Genomic DNA, 15,740 nt, shown 5'->3' on the forward strand with positions numbered 1-15,740 from the left:
CGCGCCGCTCCCAACGCGCCCTCGGCAAGCCCCGCGATCATTCCTTCACGGCGCCGGTCATCGCCGACACATAATGCTCCACGAAGAAGGCGTAAAGGATGACGAGCGGCAGCGAGCCGGCCAATGCTCCCGCCATCAGCGAACCCCAGCGGTAGATGTCACCGTCGACGAACTCATTAACGATCGCGACCGGCACCGTCTTGTTGCTGGTCGACTGCAGGAACGTCAGGGCGTAAATGAACTCATTCCAGCACAGCGTGAAACAGAAGATAAAGGCCGAGATCAGGCCGGGGATTGCGAGCGGCACGACGATCTTGATCAGGATCTGCCAGCGGCTCGCTCCGTCGATCAGCGCGCATTCCTCGAGCTCGAAGGGGATGGTCTTGAAATAGCCCATCAACAGCCAGGTCGAGAACGGGATCAGTATCGTCGGATAGGTCAGGATGAGCGCCAGCGGCGAGTCGAAAAGGCCGTACTGATACACGACGGTGGCGAGCGGAATGAACAGGATCGACGGCGGCACGAGATAGGCGAGGAAGATCAGCCCCCCGACGAGATTGGCGCCCTTGTAGCGCAACCGCACGATCGCGTAGGCCGCGAACACCGATGCGATGATCGAGAGCACCGTGGCGCAGATCGCCACGTACATCGTGTTCCAGAGCCAGTACGGATAGTAGCTCTCGAACAGCAGCTTGTGGAAGTGCTTGAACGTCGGGTTCCAGGTCCAAAACGGATTGTACCTGTCGAGGTCAAGCAGCTGCTCGTCGGGCTTCACCGACGTCAGCGCCATCCAGTAGAACGGGAACAGCAGGACGACGACGATGATCGCCAGCGGCAGATAGAGCGTCACCAGTCGGCGCGGCACCGACTGCAGATAGCTCATGCCTTCGCTGTGATCATCCTTCGCGACTGTCGGCGCCGAGCCATGCAGCACGGCCTTGAGATCGATCCGCGAGGTGGGGAGATCAGTCATTGCTTTCCCCTTGCTGCCACTTGCGACGCTGCAAGCCGAACCAGGATACCATGATCGCAGCCAGCAGGAATGGAATCATGGCGCTTGAGATCGCGGCCCCCTCGCCCAGTTGCCCCGCGATGATCGCGCGCTGATAGGACAAGGTTGCCATCAGGTGGGTGGCGTTGACCGGGCCGCCGCGAGTCATCGCCCAGATCAGCTGGAAGTCAGTGAAAGTGAAGAGCACGGAGAAGGTCATCACGACAGCGATGATCGGCGTCAGCAGCGGATAGGTGATGTACCGGAAATTCTGCCAACGCGTGGCACCGTCGAGCGTTGCTGCTTCATACAGCGACGGCGAGACGGTCTGCAGGCCAGCGAGCAGCGTAATCGCCACGAACGGCACGCCGCGCCAGATATTGGCGAAGATCACGCAAATACGCGCCCAGGTCGTGTCGCCCAGGAAATTGATGTTCTGGCTGATCAGGCCGAGCTGCTTCAGCGACCAGGAGATGATCGAGAATTGCGAGTCGAAGATCCACCAAAAGGCGAGTGCCGAGAGCACGGTCGGAACGATGAAGGGGATGAGCACCATCGCGCGCAGCATCGCCTTGAAGGGCATGTGCTCGTTGAGCAGCAGCGCGAGATAGAGCCCGACCGCGAATTTGAGAGCGCTGGCGACAAAGGTGTAGAGCAGCGTATTGAACACCGAGAGCCAGAAGATCGAATCGTCCCAGAGCCACTCGTAGTTCTCGGTGCCGATGAAGTGCCCGACCCTGCCGATGCGCGTGTCCGTGAAGGACAGCCAGATGCCGAGTCCCAGCGGATAGGCCAGGAAGAAGATCAGGAACGCCATGGCCGGCACCATGAACCAGAAGCCGAGCCAATTGCGATTGTGTCTGAGCTGGGTCCAGGCGCTAGCCTCGCTCATCTGAGGCTTGGCCCGGGGAATTGCGACATCAGCCATGCCCGATATCCCTGATCGAAATGTTGACGAGCGGGCGGCCGGACGGCCGCCCGCTCCGTGACCCCTCAGCGATAGATGCGCTTCAGCTGGCGCTCGGCTTCCGCCATCGCGCCCTTCGCATCCTTGGCGCCGGTGCAGTAATTGGCGAACATGTCGACCACGATGAAGTCGGCGATCGCAGTTGCCGCCTTCTCGCCGACGGTGCCGATGCCGGATGCCGGCAGCGTGCGCTTGGACGCCTGCGAGAACACGGCGTTCTTGGGATCCGCCGTCCAGACCGGCGCCGATTCATAGGCGTTCAACGTCTGCGTCAGATAGCCCTGCGCCCCCTCCAGCCACTTCTCGTAGTTCTCCTTCTCCAGCATGAAGGCGACGAACGCCTTCGCCGCATTCGGATATTTGGTGAAGTTGAAGGCGAGGATCGGCAGCGCCAGCTGCAGCTCGGTCGGCTTGCCGACCGGTCCGACCGGCCAGAGCGCGTGATAGGTGTCCTCAGCGAGTTCTTTCTTGCTCGGATCAGTCTTGGCAGCGACGTAGATCGAGATGCCGTTCGCCGTGCAATAGAGCTCGCCCGCGAGGAAGGCCTTGTTGTTGGATGAATCATTCCAGGACGCGGTGCCGGGGATGAAGGTGTCGTACAGCGCCTTGCAATATTCCAGCGCCTTCGCCGTCTCCGGCGAGTTGATGATGATCTTGTCGTTTTGGTCGACCGTGTAGGCGCCGTGCCCCCACAGAACCCAGTGCAGCCATGAGTTGCCGTCGCCCGAGGCGTGCCCGAGCGCAAAGCCGGCAGGCGTGTTGTTCGCCTTCAGCGCCTTGCACATCTCGAGGAAGCCGGGGAAGTCCTTCGGGAATTCCTTGAAGCCGGCCTTGTCGGTCGCCGACTTGCGGTAGGTCATGTAGCCGCCGTTGGTGGCCACGGGAATGCCGAGCCAGTCGTTGCCGAACTTGCAGGTCTTGGCCGCCGCATCGGTCCAGCCGCCATACTTCTTGCCGAGGTAATCGGCGACGTCGTTCATCTTCAGCACTTTGGTGGGAAACAGCTGCGGCAGCGTGTGCAAGCCCCAGGCGAGATCGAGCCCTGAGCCGGTATTGGCCGCAACCGATGCCTTCGGCTGCACGTCCTCGAAGGATTCGCTGAATACGTTCATCTCGGTGCCGGTCGCAGCCTTGAACGCCGCAACCATCGCGTTGAACGCATCGTCCTCCTGCGGCACGAAGCGCTTCCACCGCATCACGGTCAGCTTGGCACCGGGCTCCGCCTTCCACGGCGCGCTCTGCGCCCAGGCCTTGGCGAAATCGAACAGTGCCGGCCCAGTCAGCATGCCGGTCGCAGCCAGAGCCGTTCCGCCCTGAAGCAGAGTCCGGCGGGTAAAGTCTTGCATATCGTCCTCCCTGTGATGCTTTTTCTTGTCTTACGTCTTGCGCTAGGCGTTCAGGCGCTTGCCTGTGGCCTCGTCGAACAAATGCACCAGCGACGGGTCGGGCTTCAGCCGCACCTTGTCGCCCGGGTTGAACTGGTGGCGCTCGCGGAAGACCGCGACGACCTGCTCGCCGCCGACCTTGGCGAACACCTGCGTCTCCGAGCCGGTCGGCTCGACCACGATGATCTCCGCCTCGGCGCCGTCATCGGCGATGGTGAAATGCTCAGGCCGCACGCCATAGACGGCAGGACGGCCGTCCGACGCCGTCGGCGCCGTCTTGAGCGGCAGCTTGACACCGTTCGGCCCCTCGAAGGTGGCAACGCCGTTGACGCGCACATGACCTTTGAGGAAGTTCATGGCGGGCGAGCCGATGAAGCCGGCGACGAACTGGTTGTCGGGCTTGTCGTAGAGCTCGAGCGGCGTGCCCATCTGCTCGACGATGCCGTCATGCATGACGACGATCTTGTCGGCCATGGTCATGGCCTCGATCTGGTCGTGGGTGACGTAGACGGTCGTCGTCTTCAGCCGCTGGTGCAGCTCCTTGATCTCGGTGCGCATGGCGACGCGCAGCTTGGCGTCCAGGTTCGACAAGGGCTCGTCAAACAGGAACACCTGCGGATCGCGCACGATGGCGCGGCCCATGGCGACGCGCTGACGCTGGCCGCCCGAGAGCTGGCGCGGATAGCGATCGAGCAGCGGCGACAGCGCCAAGATCTCGGCGGCGCGCTTGACGCGCTTGTTGATCTCGTCCGAGCTGGCATTCCGCAGCTTCAATGAGAAGCCCATGTTCTCGGCCACCGTCATGTGCGGATAGAGCGCGTAGTTCTGGAACACCATCGCAATGTCCCGCTCCTTGGGCTGGACATTGTTGACGACGCGGTCGCCGATCGAGATCGTGCCGGAGGTGATGTTCTCGAGACCGGCGAGCATGCGCAGAAGCGTCGACTTGCCGCAGCCGGAGGGGCCGACCAGAACGACGAACTGGCCGTCCTCGATCGGAATGGTCACGCCGTGCAGGACTTCAAAATTGCCGAACGATTTCCGCACGTCGCGGATTTGCACAGACGACATCTAGCTCCCTCCTTGAAAGTCGACGACGCCCTTCGCGCCGCGACCGTCTTGCTTTTTCAGACTTTACCGAACCCGGCCCGATCATAGCGAGCAACATTGTCGGCAGTTTGTGCGGTTTTGGCAATTTGTCTTTGGTTAGTCGTTGCTGGTAGCGCTGTCAACGTTCCTTTGTTTGCGACCGTGACTGTGTTAAGAGCAGCAATGGGTCGAAAACGCACCAAGTCAGGCAAGATCCGGCTGGCGGAAGTCGCCGAGCTTGCCGGCGTCAGCCCGATCACCGCGTCCCGCTTCTTCCGCAATCCGGAAGCACTGTCGGTTGCCAAGCGGACGCGGGTCGAGAGCGCCGCCAAGGAGCTCGGCTATGTTCCGAACCTTGCTGCACGCGCGCTGGCCTCGCAGCGTACCGAGGTGATCGGTGTATTGATCCCATCCCTCACCAATAACGTGTTCTCCGACGTGCTGCGGGGCATCTATGACGCCTCCGAAGGCAGCCGTTACTCGATCCAGCTGTCCAACACCCGCTACAGCATCCTCCAGGAGGAGAAGCTGCTGCGCCTGTTTCTGGCGCAGAAGCCGGCCGGGCTGATCGTCACCGGCATCGACCAGACCGCAGAATCGCGCGCGATGCTGGAGGCTGCCGACTGCCCGATCGTGCAGATCATGGAGATTGGCCCCAATCCAGTCGACATGATGATCGGCTTTTCGCACTATGATGCTGCGCGCGCGGCAGTTGCCCACCTGTTCGCGCAGGGTCACCGCAAGGTCGGCTTCATCGGCGCGCGGATGGATCCGCGGGTGCAGCGGCGGCTCGATGGATATGTCTCGGCCATGAAGGATGCCGCCCTGTTCGAGCAGCGGCTCGTCGTGACGACGGCGACGCCGACATCGGTGACGCTCGGCGGCGCCCTGTTCACCGACCTGCTTGCGCGGGACCCCGGCATCGATGCGGTGTTCTGTGCCAATGACGACCTCGCGCTCGGCGTCCTGTTTGAATGCCGGCGCCGGGAGATCGCCGTCCCGGAGCAGATCGCGATCGTCGGATTCAACGACCTCGAATTCATGGCCTCAGCCGTCCCCACCCTCAGCAGCGTGCGCACCAATCGCTATGAGATGGGGAAAACGGCCGCGACCATGCTGATCGACGCGATCGATGGACGGCGGCCCGAGCAGCCGGTGCTCGACCTCGGCTTCAAAGTGGTCGAGCGGCAAAGCTCGTTGTCGCGGCGTTCGGACAATCGACCAGCCGCTTCCGGAGCCGGCGCCGCCAACAAAATGGTAGCGTTACCAAGCAGCCAAGATTAGTATCGTACTTGTGAGGAAATGACCCGCCAGCGGGCCGGCAGACCATCGCTCGCGCCGCTGGGCATCGCACCAGCCGACAGATTGAGACGGACGCCAGTGCGTTTGCATTGCAGGAGAGACCAATGACAAAAAAGCCAACCAATGGGCACGCTGCCGGCAACGGCGCTCGCCGCCACCTTCGCTCGCAGGAATGGTTCAACAACCCGCACAATCCGGGCATGACCGCGCTCTATATGGAGCGCTATTTAAACTACGGCCTCACCCGCGCCGAGCTTCAATCCGGTAAGCCGATCATCGGCATCGCGCAAACCGGCAATGATCTCTCACCCTGCAACCGCCATCATATCGAGCTGGCCCATCGCGTCCGCGAGGGCATCCGCGAGGCCGGTGGCATTGCGATGGAATTCCCGACCCATCCGATCCAGGAGACCGGCAAACGTCCGACCGCGGCGCTCGACCGCAATCTCGCTTATCTCGGCCTGGTCGAGATCCTCTACGGCTATCCCCTCGACGGCGTGGTGCTGACCACCGGCTGCGACAAGACGACGCCCGCCTGCATGATGGCCGCAGCGACCGTCAACCTGCCCGCGATCGTGCTGTCGGGCGGCCCAATGCTGAACGGCTGGCATGCCGGCGAGCGCACGGGCTCCGGCACCATCGTCTGGAAGTCGCGCGAGCGGCTCGCCGCCGGCGAGATCGACTATGAAGAGTTCATGGAGATCGTGGCCTCCTCGGCGCCCTCGGTCGGCCATTGCAACACCATGGGCACCGCCTCGACCATGAACGGGCTCGCCGAAGCGCTCGGCTTCTCGCTGCCGGGCTGCGCGGCGATCCCCGCCCCCTACCGCGAGCGCGGCCAGATCGCCTATGAGACGGGCAAGCGCATCGTCGAGATGGTCTGGGAGGATCTGAAACCCTCGGACATCCTGACCCGCAAGGCGTTCGAGAACTGCATCGTCATCAATTCGGCGATCGGTGGGTCGACCAACGCGCCGATCCACATCAACGCGCTGGCCCGCCACATCGGCGTCGAGCTCTCGATCGACGACTGGCAGAAATTCGGCCACGACGTGCCGCTGCTGGTCAACATGCAGCCGGCCGGCTTCTATCTCGGCGAGGAGTTCCACCGCGCCGGCGGCGTTCCGGCTGTGGTGCGCGAGCTGATGAAGCACAAGCGCATCCATGAGGACGCAGTGACAGTCAATGGCCGCGGCATCGGCGAGAACTGCAGGAACGCACCGGCGCCCGACAACGACGTGATCTGGACTTACGACAAGCCGCTGGTGAAGGACGCCGGCTTCCTGGTGCTAAAGGGCAATCTGTTCGATTCCGCGATCATGAAGACCAGCGTGATCTCCAAGGAGTTTCGCGACCGCTATCTCAGCAACCCCAAGGACCTCAACGCCTTCGAAGGCCGCGCCATCGTGTTCGAGGGGCCCGAGGATTATCACGAGCGGATCGACGATCCCTCGCTCGACATCGACGAGCGCTGCGTGCTGTTCATCCGCGGCACCGGGCCGATCGGCTACCCCGGTGGCGCCGAGGTCGTGAACATGCAGCCGCCGGCAGCATTGATCAAACGCGGCATCCTGTCCCTGCCCTGCATCGGCGACGGCCGCCAGTCCGGCACCTCGGGTTCGCCCTCGATCCTGAACGCCTCGCCGGAAGCGGCGGCAAATGGCGGGCTCGCCATCCTCAAAACCGGCGACAAGGTGCGCATCGACCTCAACAAGGGCAGCGCCAACATCGTGATCTCGGAGGAGGAGCTGAAGAAGCGCCATGCCGAACTCAAGGCCAGCGGCGGCTTCAAGCATCCGCCGAACCAGACGCCGTGGCAGGAGATCTATCGCAATACGGTCGGCCAGCAATCCACCGGCGCCTGCATGGAGCTCGCCACGCGCTATCAGAACGTCGCCGGCACCTTTGGCGTGGCAAGAGATAACCACTAGCAGCCACACCGTCATTGCGAGCGAAGCGAAGCAATCCAGAGATAGCTCCACGGAGATGGCCTGGATTTGCTTCGTCGCAAGAGCTCCTCGCAAAGACGTGGGTTGGCATTGAAACTACACGAAGGAGAACAAGAACATGGCAGACCGCCTCAAGGGAAAGCGGGCCGTCGTCACCGCTGCAGCCGCAGGCATCGGGCGCGCATGCGCCGTCGCATTCGCGCGTGAGGGCGCGACCGTCATCGCCACCGACATCAACGAGAGCGGGATTGCCACTCTGGCCAAGGACGGCGTCGCCGAAGTCGCAAAACTCGACGTCCGCAACACCGCCGACGTCAACGTCTTTGCCAAGCGTGTCGGCAAGATCGACATCCTGCTCAACGCTGCGGGCTTTGTGCACCATGGTACGATCCTGGAGTGCTCGGAAGAGGATTTTGACTTCTCGTTCGACCTCAACGTCAAGTCGATGCACCGGACCATCAGGGCGTTTCTGCCCGAGATGCTGGCAGGCGGCGGCGGCAGCATCGTCAACATCTCGTCCTGCGCGGCGCTGCGGCCGCCGGCCAACCGTTACGTCTACAGCGCGTCGAAGGCGGCGGTGTCGCTGCTGACGCGCGCGGTCGCGCTCGATTTCATCACCAAGGGCATCCGCTGCAACAGCATCTGCCCCGGCACCGTCGAGACGCCCTCGATGCTCGACCGCGCCGCCGCGCAGGGGCCGCAAGGCAAGGAGATGTTCATCTCCCGCCAGAAGATGGGCCGGCTCGGCACCGCCGACGAGATCGCAGCGATGGCGGTCTATCTCGGCAGTGACGAAAGCGCGTTCACCACCGGCGTCGACCTCGTCGTCGACGGCGGCTACATGCTCTGATGTTCAGGGGTCAAGTCTCATGAACAAGATCGATCTCAACGGCCGCGCCGCTGTCGTCACCGGCGGCGCGCAGGGCTTTGGCCGCGCGATTACCGAGCGCTTCGTCGCCTCCGGCGCCAAGGTCGCCATTTGGGATTTCGATGCCGCGCTGGCCGAGAAGACGGCGAAGGAGATCGGCGACGGCGTCCGCGTCTTTAAGGTCGACGTCACCGACACCGCAGCCGTCGAGCAGGCCCGCGATGCGACGCTGGCCGCCTTCGGCAAGATCGACATCCTCGTCAACAATGCCGGCGTCGCCGGCGTCAACAAGCCGGTCTGGGAGACCGACCTCGAGGAATGGCGCAAGGTGCTGCGCATCAACCTCGACGGTCCTTTCATCTGCTGCAAGGCCATCGTGCCTACGATGCTCAAGCAGACATACGGGCGCATCGTGAACATCGCCTCCATCGCCGGCAAGGAAGGCAATCCGAACGCCGCGCACTATTCGGCGTCCAAGGCCGGTGTGATCGCACTGACGAAATCGCTCGGCAAGGAGCTCGCCGCCCACGACATCCTCGTCAACGCGGTGACACCGGCGGCGGCGAAGACCGCGATCTTCGATCAGATGACGCAGCAGCATATCGACTTCATGCTGTCGAAGATCCCGAAGGGGCGCTTCGTGCTGGTGGAAGAGCTGGCCGCGATGGTGGCCTGGCTCGCATCCGAGGACTGCGCGTTCTCCACCGGCGCGGTCTTCGATATCTCGGGCGGTCGCGCAACTTATTGAGGACATCATGATCCGGGAAGGCGGATGCCTCTGCGGCGCGGTGCGGTTCAAGGCGGAGGGCGAACCGCTCAACGTCCGCATCTGCCATTGCCGCATCTGTCAGAAGGCAATGGGCTCGCCCTACTTCGCCCGCGCGCAATTCGACCAGCGCGCGCTCAGCGTCGAGGGCGACACCGCCCGCTTCGCCTCCTCCGAGAACATCGACCGCGTGTTCTGCAAGCGGTGCGGCACGCGGCTGTTCGCGTGGCGCCGCAACGGTACGCTCGCCGGCGTCGCGCTGGCCACGTTCGATGATCGCAACGCCTTCGCGCCCACCGAGCACATCTCGGTCTCGGAAAAGCTTGCCTGGCTGAAGCTCGACGACGGCCTGACGCAATATCAGACGACGATCCCGGCTTGATGTCAGGCCTGGTTTGAAGCGGATGCGCTCACCGCCTGAGCACGCTGGTCCGTCGTCCCAATCCATATCCCGACAAACACCGCGACGATGCCGGCCGCCAGATTCCAGCTTAGCGGCTCGTGCAGCAAATAGGCGCCAACCAGCGATGCCGTTATCGGATTGACCGTCACCGAGATCGCGACACGCGTCGGCGTGGTCCGCTCCAGCGCGAAGGCCCAGAGATAAAAGGTCAGCGCGGCTCCGAAGGCCCCGAGATAGAGCGCTGCGAGCCATTGCGGTGTGCCGAAGCCGGTCACCGGCACAAAACTGCTGCGCACATATGAGAGCAGGATGAGGCAAGTCGCGCCTGCCGCCATGCTCATCGTCGTGAAGGCGATCGGGCTGGAACGCCGGATCAGCGGCTTTGACCAGATACCGTAAAGTGCCATACACACGGCCGCAGCGATCATCAACAGATCGCCCCGCCAGGCGCCCGACGGCGCCGAAGCCAAGTCGAAGAGAAGCGCAAGGGCGACGCCAAACGTCGCAATTACGACACCGATCGACTTGCGCCAAGTGAGCGATTCGGCGCCGAGCGCAGCCCCCATCACGAGCGAGAGCAGAGGCAGCGTCGACAAACCGAGCGCGCCGCGCGCGGCGGTCGTAAATATCAGCGATGCATTGAACAGGATCGGGAACAGGGCGAAGAACAAAAGGCCAAGCCCGATCGCGGCGATCCGGTCCCCTCGCCCCGGCCAGCAGTCTCCGCGCAGCAACGTCAGCGGCAGCAGCAGGAGAAAGCCGATGCCGAACCTGAACGAGCCGATCGCGAGCGGATCGAGCATATTCACGAGATAGCGCGTGGCGCCGATCGAGGTGCCGCCGAGGCCGCTCGACAGCACGGCAGCCAAAACGCCGGAGATCTCGGTCACGATTGCTCCCATCAATGCTTCGAACGCAGCATAAGAGGCGCGCCGAATTGGGGAATGGATTTTCCGTCATGCTGGGATAACGTTACGTCATGACCACACCAGATCTCGATCCCAGTCTGCTGAAAGCATTTCTCGCGGTCACCGAGCATCGTTCGTTCACCCGCGCGGCCCACGTCCTCAACCGGACCCAATCGGCGGTGAGCGTTCAAATCAGGCGCTTAGAGGAGCGGCTCGGCACAAGATTGTTTCAGCGCACCAGGGCCGGCATCCTGCCGACCGCGGCAGGCGAAGAGTTGCGCGCCTATGCGCAGCGCATTCTCGCGCTCAACGCGGAGGCGGTCGGGGCGCTTCGCGCACGCAAGGCCGAAGCCGTGGTCCGCCTCGGCGTGATGGACGACTACGGCACCATCGTCATTCCGCCCCTGCTGACGAGCTTTGCCAAGCATCACCCACTGGTCCGGATTGAGATCGAGACGGGACTGACCGCGACGATGCCGGCGCGGCTCGGCGATGCCTACGATCTCGTCATCGCCATGCATCCGCAAGGATGTGGCGACGGCGAGCTCTTGAGGCGTGAGCAGGCGGTCTGGGCGGCTGCCTCATCCTATCGCGCCGCGGCGCATAATCCCCTGTCCGTGGCACTCTACCCGCCAGGGTGTCTGTTCCGGCAATGGGCTGCGGAGGCGCTCGACGCCGCTGGCGTGCCCTGGCGCCTGGCCTATGTTAGCCGGACGCTCGCAGCAGTCGAGACGATTGCGGCTCAAGGCCTCGCGGTGACGGTGGTGAAAGCAGGGACCTTGCCGGCGAGCCTTCGCGTGCTGTCCGATCGTGACGGCATGCCGCCATTGCCGCCGGCGGAAATTCGCCTTCACCGTGCGCGCCACCTATCATCCGCAAGCGGCCTTCTCGCGGACCATTTGCAACGGGGAATTTCGGAATTGAGCGCCATATAGCGGTAGATTGTGAAGGGTTGTGGCCCTATACGGCGTGCTTTGGGAGGCGCGCGGGCAGAAGCCGAAACGGATGAGCTGGTGAACATTTCTTTTTATGATCCATCCGTCTGGGTAATGCCGGTGCTGCTCGCCATCACCTTCCATGAGGCTGCGCACGCCTTCGTCGCGCATCAGCTCGGGGACAACACAGCCTCGCAGCTCGGTCGCGTCAGCTTCAATCCGCTCCGCCACATCGACCCGTTCGGGACCCTGATCCTGCCGGCGATGCTGCTGTTTGCGCATTCGCCGTTCCTGTTCGGCTACGCCAAGCCGGTGCCGGTCAATTTCCGCAAGCTGAACAACCCCCGGCTCGGCATGGTCTGGGTGGCGCTGGCCGGGCCCGTCACCAACATCCTGCTGGCGCTCGCCGCCGCCCTCGCCTTTCATGCCCTGCCACTGGTGCCCGCGAGCTCGGCGAAATGGGTTGCGGACAACCTCAAGAATGCCCTCGTGATCAACGCGATCCTGGCGGTGTTCAACATGATGCCGATCCCACCGCTTGACGGGGGTCGGGTCGCGGTCGGGCTGTTGCCGCAGCGGCTTGCCTTGCCGCTGGCCCGGCTTGAGCCAGTCGGGATGCTGATCCTGATCGGCCTCCTCATCCTGCTGCCGCTGGCGGGTTCGCAGTTCGGTCTAAATCTTGATGTTATTTCAGCAATACTGCGAACGTTGACCGGTTATGTGATTCAGGCTGTTCTGTTCCTGACCGGCAATGTTTAGTTGAACAGCGACACCCGAACACAAGCCGAAAGGCCAGAGGCCGACTTGGTCAAAGCTGCCGATATGCTGATCGCGCGACGCGCCGACACCCGCGCCCGCGCCGATTTTGCCACATGGAAGATGATGGCCAAGCTCAACGGGGCGTCCGCGCTGCCTGCGGAAGCCCAGGAGTTCCTCGCGAGCTACAAGAAACTGCTGGCGGAGATGAGCGAGGGCGAAGCGACCGAGGCCACCATCGGCGCGATCTACAAGGCCTACTATGCCGAGATGGGCGGCGCGGGAACGCCGCCTGACGTCCGCCCCCGTCCGCCTGAAACGGCGGCGGACAATGTTACCGTCTTCCGCCGCCCGACACCCAAGCCGAAGAAGGCCGCCGCCTTCGGGGCGACGGCATTCGCCGGAACCCAGAAACGGCCGCTGCCGGTGGCGCTGATCTTTGCCTGTCTGGTCGTGGTGTATGTCGGGATCCGGCTCTACTGGCGCTGAGCCGTCTTCTTCTTTTTCTTGGCGTCCGGTGGCGTGAAAATGATGTCCACGGTGCGCTCGAACCGGTCCTCTGTCAGCCCGGCGGGCGGCTGCGGAATGGGATCGGATTTACGGACAATCGAGACTGCCGCCGCATCGTAAGCCGCGTCCCCGGACGACTCAACGACATCGACCGAAAGCACGTTTCCTCTGCGGTTGATCGCAAAGCTCACTTTGACCTTCTGGTTATGGGGCTCCTTGCCCTCCGGATTGACCTTGTGGGCCGCCAGATGCGCGCTGATCTTGCGGTTCCAGTCCGCGGTAATCTTCAGGATGTCCTTGCCAAGCCCAAGCACCGGCGCCAGGGCCTTCTCAGCCTCGCGCGCGTCTTCATCGAGTGTCTGCCGCGCGGTCGCAACCGACTTCGGCGAGGCCTCGGCAGCGGGAGTTTCGACCGCTGCGATTTTCGGATCCTCGTCCTGCGGCTTCTTCGAGATGTTCTCCGCAACGACTCGATCGGGATCGTCGACCTGTTGCGACTGATCCTTTGGCAGCTCGGTTTCCTTGGTCTCGGCCTTCTGCTCGGGAAGCGCCTGCTGCTCCTGCATCGCTTCGCTGTCAGGCCCGGGCGGAAGGTCGGTATCGGGTGCCTTTGGCGAGGCCATCTCGACGGCGAACTCGGCGCCGGCCGCACCCAGACCATCGTCGCCGTCATCGGCTTGCAGGTGTGCGAGCGCGAGCGCCGCACCACCCAGATGAAGCGCGAGCGCCGCCACCGCCGCCAAGACCCAAAGCTTCCTGGATGGTCTGGGTTCGTTCGACATAGTGCGCCTCTAAGGCTGAGCGGCGCCTGCCGAGGGCGCCCCCGGAGCGCCTTCCAGCGCGACCAGCTTCACCCGCGTATAGCCGCCTGAGCGCAAGAGCTCCATGACACCCATCAACTCGCCATAGGGCACCGAGCGATCAGCACGCAGGAAGACATATTTGTCTTTGCTCATGTCGGACAAACCGTTGAGGGTGCCGATCAGCTCGGCGCGGTGGACCGGGTTCTCTCCGATCGCAAGCGTCAAATCGGGCTTGATGCTGAGATAAGTCGGCTTGTCCGGCTTCTTCTGCGGCGTCGCGCTCGACGTCGGCAGATCGATCGGCAGGTCGACGGTCGAGAGCGGCGCTGCGACCATAAAGATGATCAGCAGCACCAGAATGACGTCGATGAACGGCGTGACGTTGATGTCATGCGTTTCCGAGAAATCGTCGTCTTCGCCGTCGTTGTCTGCGAGCGAAACGCCCATGGTTCACTCCGCTGCGCGCGAATGCACGCTGCCGTGGCTGCGATCGAGATCGCGCGAGAGCAGCCGCCCCGCAGCGCCCGAGGCGCGGCTGACGAGCTCGAGATAGCCTTTCGTCACGCGCGCGAAATGGTTGTAGATGATGACGGCGGGGATCGCGGCGACGAGACCGATTGCGGTGGCGAGCAGCGCCTCGGCGATGCCGGGCGCGACCACGGCGAGGTTCGTGGTCTGCGACTTCGAGATGCCGATGAAGCTGTTCATGATGCCCCAGACCGTGCCGAACAGGCCGACGAAGGGCGAGGTCGAGCCGATGGTGGCGAGCACACCCATGCCGATGCGGATGCGGCGCTGTTCCGCGCGCACGATCTCGGCAAAGCTCGAAGCGGCGCGTTCCTTGATGCCGGCATCGCTGGACAGGCCGGCCGACATCCGCGCCTCACGCAGCGCCGCCGTCAGGAAGGATGGCAGGATGCCCTCCTTAGTGCCGAGCGCCATCTGGGCTTCCGCGAGCGAGCGCGCCTCGGCGGTCTTCTTCAGCGCCGACCGCAGCTTGGTGGAAGCAACCGACAGCTCGATCGACTTTGCGATGAAGACGGTCCAAGTCACCAGCGAAGCAAAGGCGAGCCCGATCATCACCGCCTTCACGATGACGTCCGCCGACATGAACATCACCCAGGGCGACAATTCCTTCATGGCCGGCGCGATGGCGGCCGCTGCATCGGGCTTGGCGGTCGTCGAAGCGGCAGTCGCGGGGGGCGCCGTCGCAGCAGCGGGCGCGGTTGCGGTCGAAGCCGAAGGTGCCGGGGCCGCAGGTGCGGTATCCGCTGGCAGCGCACCGACCGGGGCCGGCTGGGCCGTCGACTGCGCCGGCGCCGGCGGGGTTTGTATCTGGGCGGAAGCAGGAGATGCGAGCCAGGCGGCCGCCAGCATCGCGGCGGCGGCAAGGCTTGCTTGGAAGGTCATGATCTTCATACTTCGGCCCAGTAGCGAATGAGGTTGTGATAGATACCCGTCAATTTGACCGTTTCGGGATCGTCACGCCCGAGCCGTTCCACCAGCGCCTGAATCGCGGTGTCGAGGTCAAAGATCATGCTTCGGGCTTGATCGTCCCGTACCATGCTCTGAAGCCAGAAGAAAGACGCAACCCGCGTTCCCCTCGTCACCGGCGTGACCAGATGGAGGCTGCTCGAGGGATAGAGCACGCAGTCGCCGGCTGGCAACTTGACTTCGTGGGATCCGTAGGTGTCCTCGATCACAAGTTCGCCACCATCGTACTCTTCCGGCTCGGTGAGGAACAGTGTGACCGACAGGTCTGTGCGGATGCGAAGGCCGGTCAGGCGGTCGCCGCGGATCGCATTGTCGACGTGCAGGCCGAAATGGTGACCGCCGCTCGCCGCATAGCGGTTGAACAGCGGCGGGAAGATCTGGAGGGGGATTGCCGCCGCGATGAAGCGCGGGTTCGACGTCAGCGCCGCGATGATGCGGTTGCCGAGCTTGCGCGCGACTTCGCCATCCGGCGGCAATTGCTCGTTGCGCTTGACCATCGCCGACTGCGCGCCGGCGGTGGAGCGGCCGTCCTCCCAGTCGCTGGCGTCCATGATGCGGCGGAAATCCGCCACATCATCCTTGCTGAGAGCGTTTTCGATGCATGTCAGCATGAA

At 63.5% G+C, this 15,740-nt stretch carries 17 protein-coding genes; 8 read left to right on the plus strand and 9 right to left on the minus strand.

Annotated elements, in window-relative coordinates:
- Positions 1–37: 37 nt before the first annotated feature.
- The 4 genes from IVA87_RS02925 to ugpC form a co-directional block, all read right to left on the minus strand.
- The gene (locus tag IVA87_RS02925; RefSeq protein ID WP_247304476.1) at positions 38–973 is read right to left on the minus strand and encodes a carbohydrate ABC transporter permease; all 936 of its coding nucleotides are present in this window, start codon (positions 971–973) and stop codon (positions 38–40) included.
- Entirely contained in the window at positions 966–1,919 is a 954-nt protein-coding gene (locus IVA87_RS02930; RefSeq protein WP_247332683.1) for a sugar ABC transporter permease, read from the minus strand. Before IVA87_RS02930 ends, IVA87_RS02925 begins: the two co-directional genes overlap by 8 nt.
- Positions 1,920–1,984: 65 nt before the next feature.
- A complete protein-coding gene (locus IVA87_RS02935) occupies positions 1,985–3,304 on the minus strand; it encodes an ABC transporter substrate-binding protein (RefSeq protein ID WP_247304480.1) in 1,320 nt (439 codons plus the stop codon).
- 42 nt (positions 3,305–3,346) lie between these two features.
- Positions 3,347–4,414: a sn-glycerol-3-phosphate ABC transporter ATP-binding protein UgpC gene (ugpC, locus tag IVA87_RS02940; RefSeq protein WP_247276915.1), complete on the minus strand. Its 1,068-nt coding sequence runs from the start codon at positions 4,412–4,414 to the stop codon at positions 3,347–3,349.
- A 201-nt stretch (positions 4,415–4,615) separates the two neighbouring features.
- Here ugpC and IVA87_RS02945 point away from each other — a divergent pair, with 201 nt between their 5' ends.
- The 5 genes from IVA87_RS02945 (at position 4,616) to IVA87_RS02965 (ending at position 9,699) form a co-directional block, all read left to right on the plus strand.
- Complete coding sequence (locus IVA87_RS02945; protein WP_247304482.1) at positions 4,616–5,716, plus strand: LacI family DNA-binding transcriptional regulator; 1,101 nt, start codon at positions 4,616–4,618, stop codon at positions 5,714–5,716.
- A 122-nt stretch (positions 5,717–5,838) separates the two neighbouring features.
- Entirely contained in the window at positions 5,839–7,665 is a 1,827-nt protein-coding gene (locus IVA87_RS02950) for an IlvD/Edd family dehydratase (protein ID WP_247304484.1), read from the plus strand.
- 136 nt (positions 7,666–7,801) lie between these two features.
- Positions 7,802–8,533, plus strand: coding sequence for an SDR family oxidoreductase (locus IVA87_RS02955; protein ID WP_247304486.1), 732 nt, complete (start codon positions 7,802–7,804; stop codon positions 8,531–8,533).
- Positions 8,534–8,552: 19 nt separating this feature from the next.
- Positions 8,553–9,299 carry an SDR family NAD(P)-dependent oxidoreductase gene (locus tag IVA87_RS02960; protein ID WP_247304488.1) on the plus strand — a complete coding sequence of 249 codons (747 nt, stop codon included), beginning with the start codon at positions 8,553–8,555 and terminating at the stop codon, positions 9,297–9,299.
- Between the two features lie 7 nt (positions 9,300–9,306).
- A complete protein-coding gene (locus tag IVA87_RS02965; protein ID WP_247332686.1) occupies positions 9,307–9,699 on the plus strand; it encodes a GFA family protein in 393 nt (130 codons plus the stop codon).
- A gap of 2 nt (positions 9,700–9,701) precedes the next feature.
- Here IVA87_RS02965 and IVA87_RS02970 read toward each other — a convergent pair whose 3' ends face one another.
- Positions 9,702–10,610 (minus strand): DMT family transporter, encoded by a 909-nt coding sequence (locus tag IVA87_RS02970; protein WP_247304490.1) that lies wholly within the window; start codon positions 10,608–10,610, stop codon positions 9,702–9,704.
- Between the two features lie 89 nt (positions 10,611–10,699).
- Here IVA87_RS02970 and IVA87_RS02975 point away from each other — a divergent pair, with 89 nt between their 5' ends.
- The 3 genes from IVA87_RS02975 (at position 10,700) to IVA87_RS02985 (ending at position 12,808) form a co-directional block, all read left to right on the plus strand.
- Positions 10,700–11,563 carry a LysR family transcriptional regulator gene (locus tag IVA87_RS02975; protein WP_247304493.1) on the plus strand — a complete coding sequence of 288 codons (864 nt, stop codon included), beginning with the start codon at positions 10,700–10,702 and terminating at the stop codon, positions 11,561–11,563.
- 78 nt (positions 11,564–11,641) lie between these two features.
- Positions 11,642–12,322 (plus strand): site-2 protease family protein, encoded by a 681-nt coding sequence (locus IVA87_RS02980; protein ID WP_247304618.1) that lies wholly within the window; start codon positions 11,642–11,644, stop codon positions 12,320–12,322.
- A 63-nt stretch (positions 12,323–12,385) separates the two neighbouring features.
- Positions 12,386–12,808, plus strand: coding sequence for a hypothetical protein (locus IVA87_RS02985; protein WP_247304621.1), 423 nt, complete (start codon positions 12,386–12,388; stop codon positions 12,806–12,808).
- Here the strand turns inward: IVA87_RS02985 and IVA87_RS02990 are convergent.
- The 4 genes from IVA87_RS02990 to IVA87_RS03005 are packed head-to-tail and all read right to left on the minus strand — an operon-like array spanning position 12,796 to position 15,737.
- A complete protein-coding gene (locus IVA87_RS02990; protein WP_247304495.1) occupies positions 12,796–13,611 on the minus strand; it encodes an energy transducer TonB in 816 nt (271 codons plus the stop codon). The two genes, IVA87_RS02985 and IVA87_RS02990, sit on opposite strands and share 13 nt — an antisense overlap.
- 9 nt (positions 13,612–13,620) lie before the next feature.
- Entirely contained in the window at positions 13,621–14,079 is a 459-nt protein-coding gene (gene exbD / locus IVA87_RS02995; RefSeq protein WP_247332689.1) for a TonB system transport protein ExbD, read from the minus strand.
- Between the two features lie 3 nt (positions 14,080–14,082).
- A complete protein-coding gene (gene exbB, locus IVA87_RS03000) occupies positions 14,083–15,051 on the minus strand; it encodes a tonB-system energizer ExbB (RefSeq protein ID WP_247304497.1) in 969 nt (322 codons plus the stop codon).
- Entirely contained in the window at positions 15,048–15,737 is a 690-nt protein-coding gene (locus IVA87_RS03005) for a Fe2+-dependent dioxygenase (protein ID WP_247304498.1), read from the minus strand. Before IVA87_RS03005 ends, exbB begins: the two co-directional genes overlap by 4 nt.
- Positions 15,738–15,740 lie beyond the last annotated feature (3 nt).

Origin of the sequence: Bradyrhizobium sp. 147 (assembly GCF_023073935.1) — a bacterium.
Classification (GTDB): domain Bacteria; phylum Pseudomonadota; class Alphaproteobacteria; order Rhizobiales; family Xanthobacteraceae; genus Bradyrhizobium.

What these genes read in the sequence shown, in the direction of transcription:
- IVA87_RS02950 (WP_247304484.1), top strand. Translation starts at nt 5,839, where the DNA reads ATGACAAAAAAGCCAACCAATGGGCACGCTGCCGGCAACGGCGCTCGC.
- exbD (WP_247332689.1), bottom strand. Translation starts at nt 14,079, where the DNA reads ATGGGCGTTTCGCTCGCAGACAACGACGGCGAAGACGACGATTTCTCG.
- IVA87_RS02960 (WP_247304488.1), top strand. Translation starts at nt 8,553, where the DNA reads ATGAACAAGATCGATCTCAACGGCCGCGCCGCTGTCGTCACCGGCGGC.
- IVA87_RS02955 (WP_247304486.1), top strand. Translation starts at nt 7,802, where the DNA reads ATGGCAGACCGCCTCAAGGGAAAGCGGGCCGTCGTCACCGCTGCAGCC.
- ugpC (WP_247276915.1), bottom strand. Translation starts at nt 4,414, where the DNA reads ATGTCGTCTGTGCAAATCCGCGACGTGCGGAAATCGTTCGGCAATTTT.
- IVA87_RS02935 (WP_247304480.1), bottom strand. Translation starts at nt 3,304, where the DNA reads ATGCAAGACTTTACCCGCCGGACTCTGCTTCAGGGCGGAACGGCTCTG.
- IVA87_RS02965 (WP_247332686.1), top strand. Translation starts at nt 9,307, where the DNA reads ATGATCCGGGAAGGCGGATGCCTCTGCGGCGCGGTGCGGTTCAAGGCG.
- IVA87_RS02990 (WP_247304495.1), bottom strand. Translation starts at nt 13,611, where the DNA reads ATGTCGAACGAACCCAGACCATCCAGGAAGCTTTGGGTCTTGGCGGCG.
- IVA87_RS03005 (WP_247304498.1), bottom strand. Translation starts at nt 15,737, where the DNA reads ATGCTGACATGCATCGAAAACGCTCTCAGCAAGGATGATGTGGCGGAT.
- IVA87_RS02975 (WP_247304493.1), top strand. Translation starts at nt 10,700, where the DNA reads ATGACCACACCAGATCTCGATCCCAGTCTGCTGAAAGCATTTCTCGCG.
- IVA87_RS02930 (WP_247332683.1), bottom strand. Translation starts at nt 1,919, where the DNA reads ATGGCTGATGTCGCAATTCCCCGGGCCAAGCCTCAGATGAGCGAGGCT.
- exbB (WP_247304497.1), bottom strand. Translation starts at nt 15,051, where the DNA reads ATGAAGATCATGACCTTCCAAGCAAGCCTTGCCGCCGCCGCGATGCTG.
- IVA87_RS02925 (WP_247304476.1), bottom strand. Translation starts at nt 973, where the DNA reads ATGACTGATCTCCCCACCTCGCGGATCGATCTCAAGGCCGTGCTGCAT.
- IVA87_RS02945 (WP_247304482.1), top strand. Translation starts at nt 4,616, where the DNA reads ATGGGTCGAAAACGCACCAAGTCAGGCAAGATCCGGCTGGCGGAAGTC.
- IVA87_RS02985 (WP_247304621.1), top strand. Translation starts at nt 12,386, where the DNA reads ATGCTGATCGCGCGACGCGCCGACACCCGCGCCCGCGCCGATTTTGCC.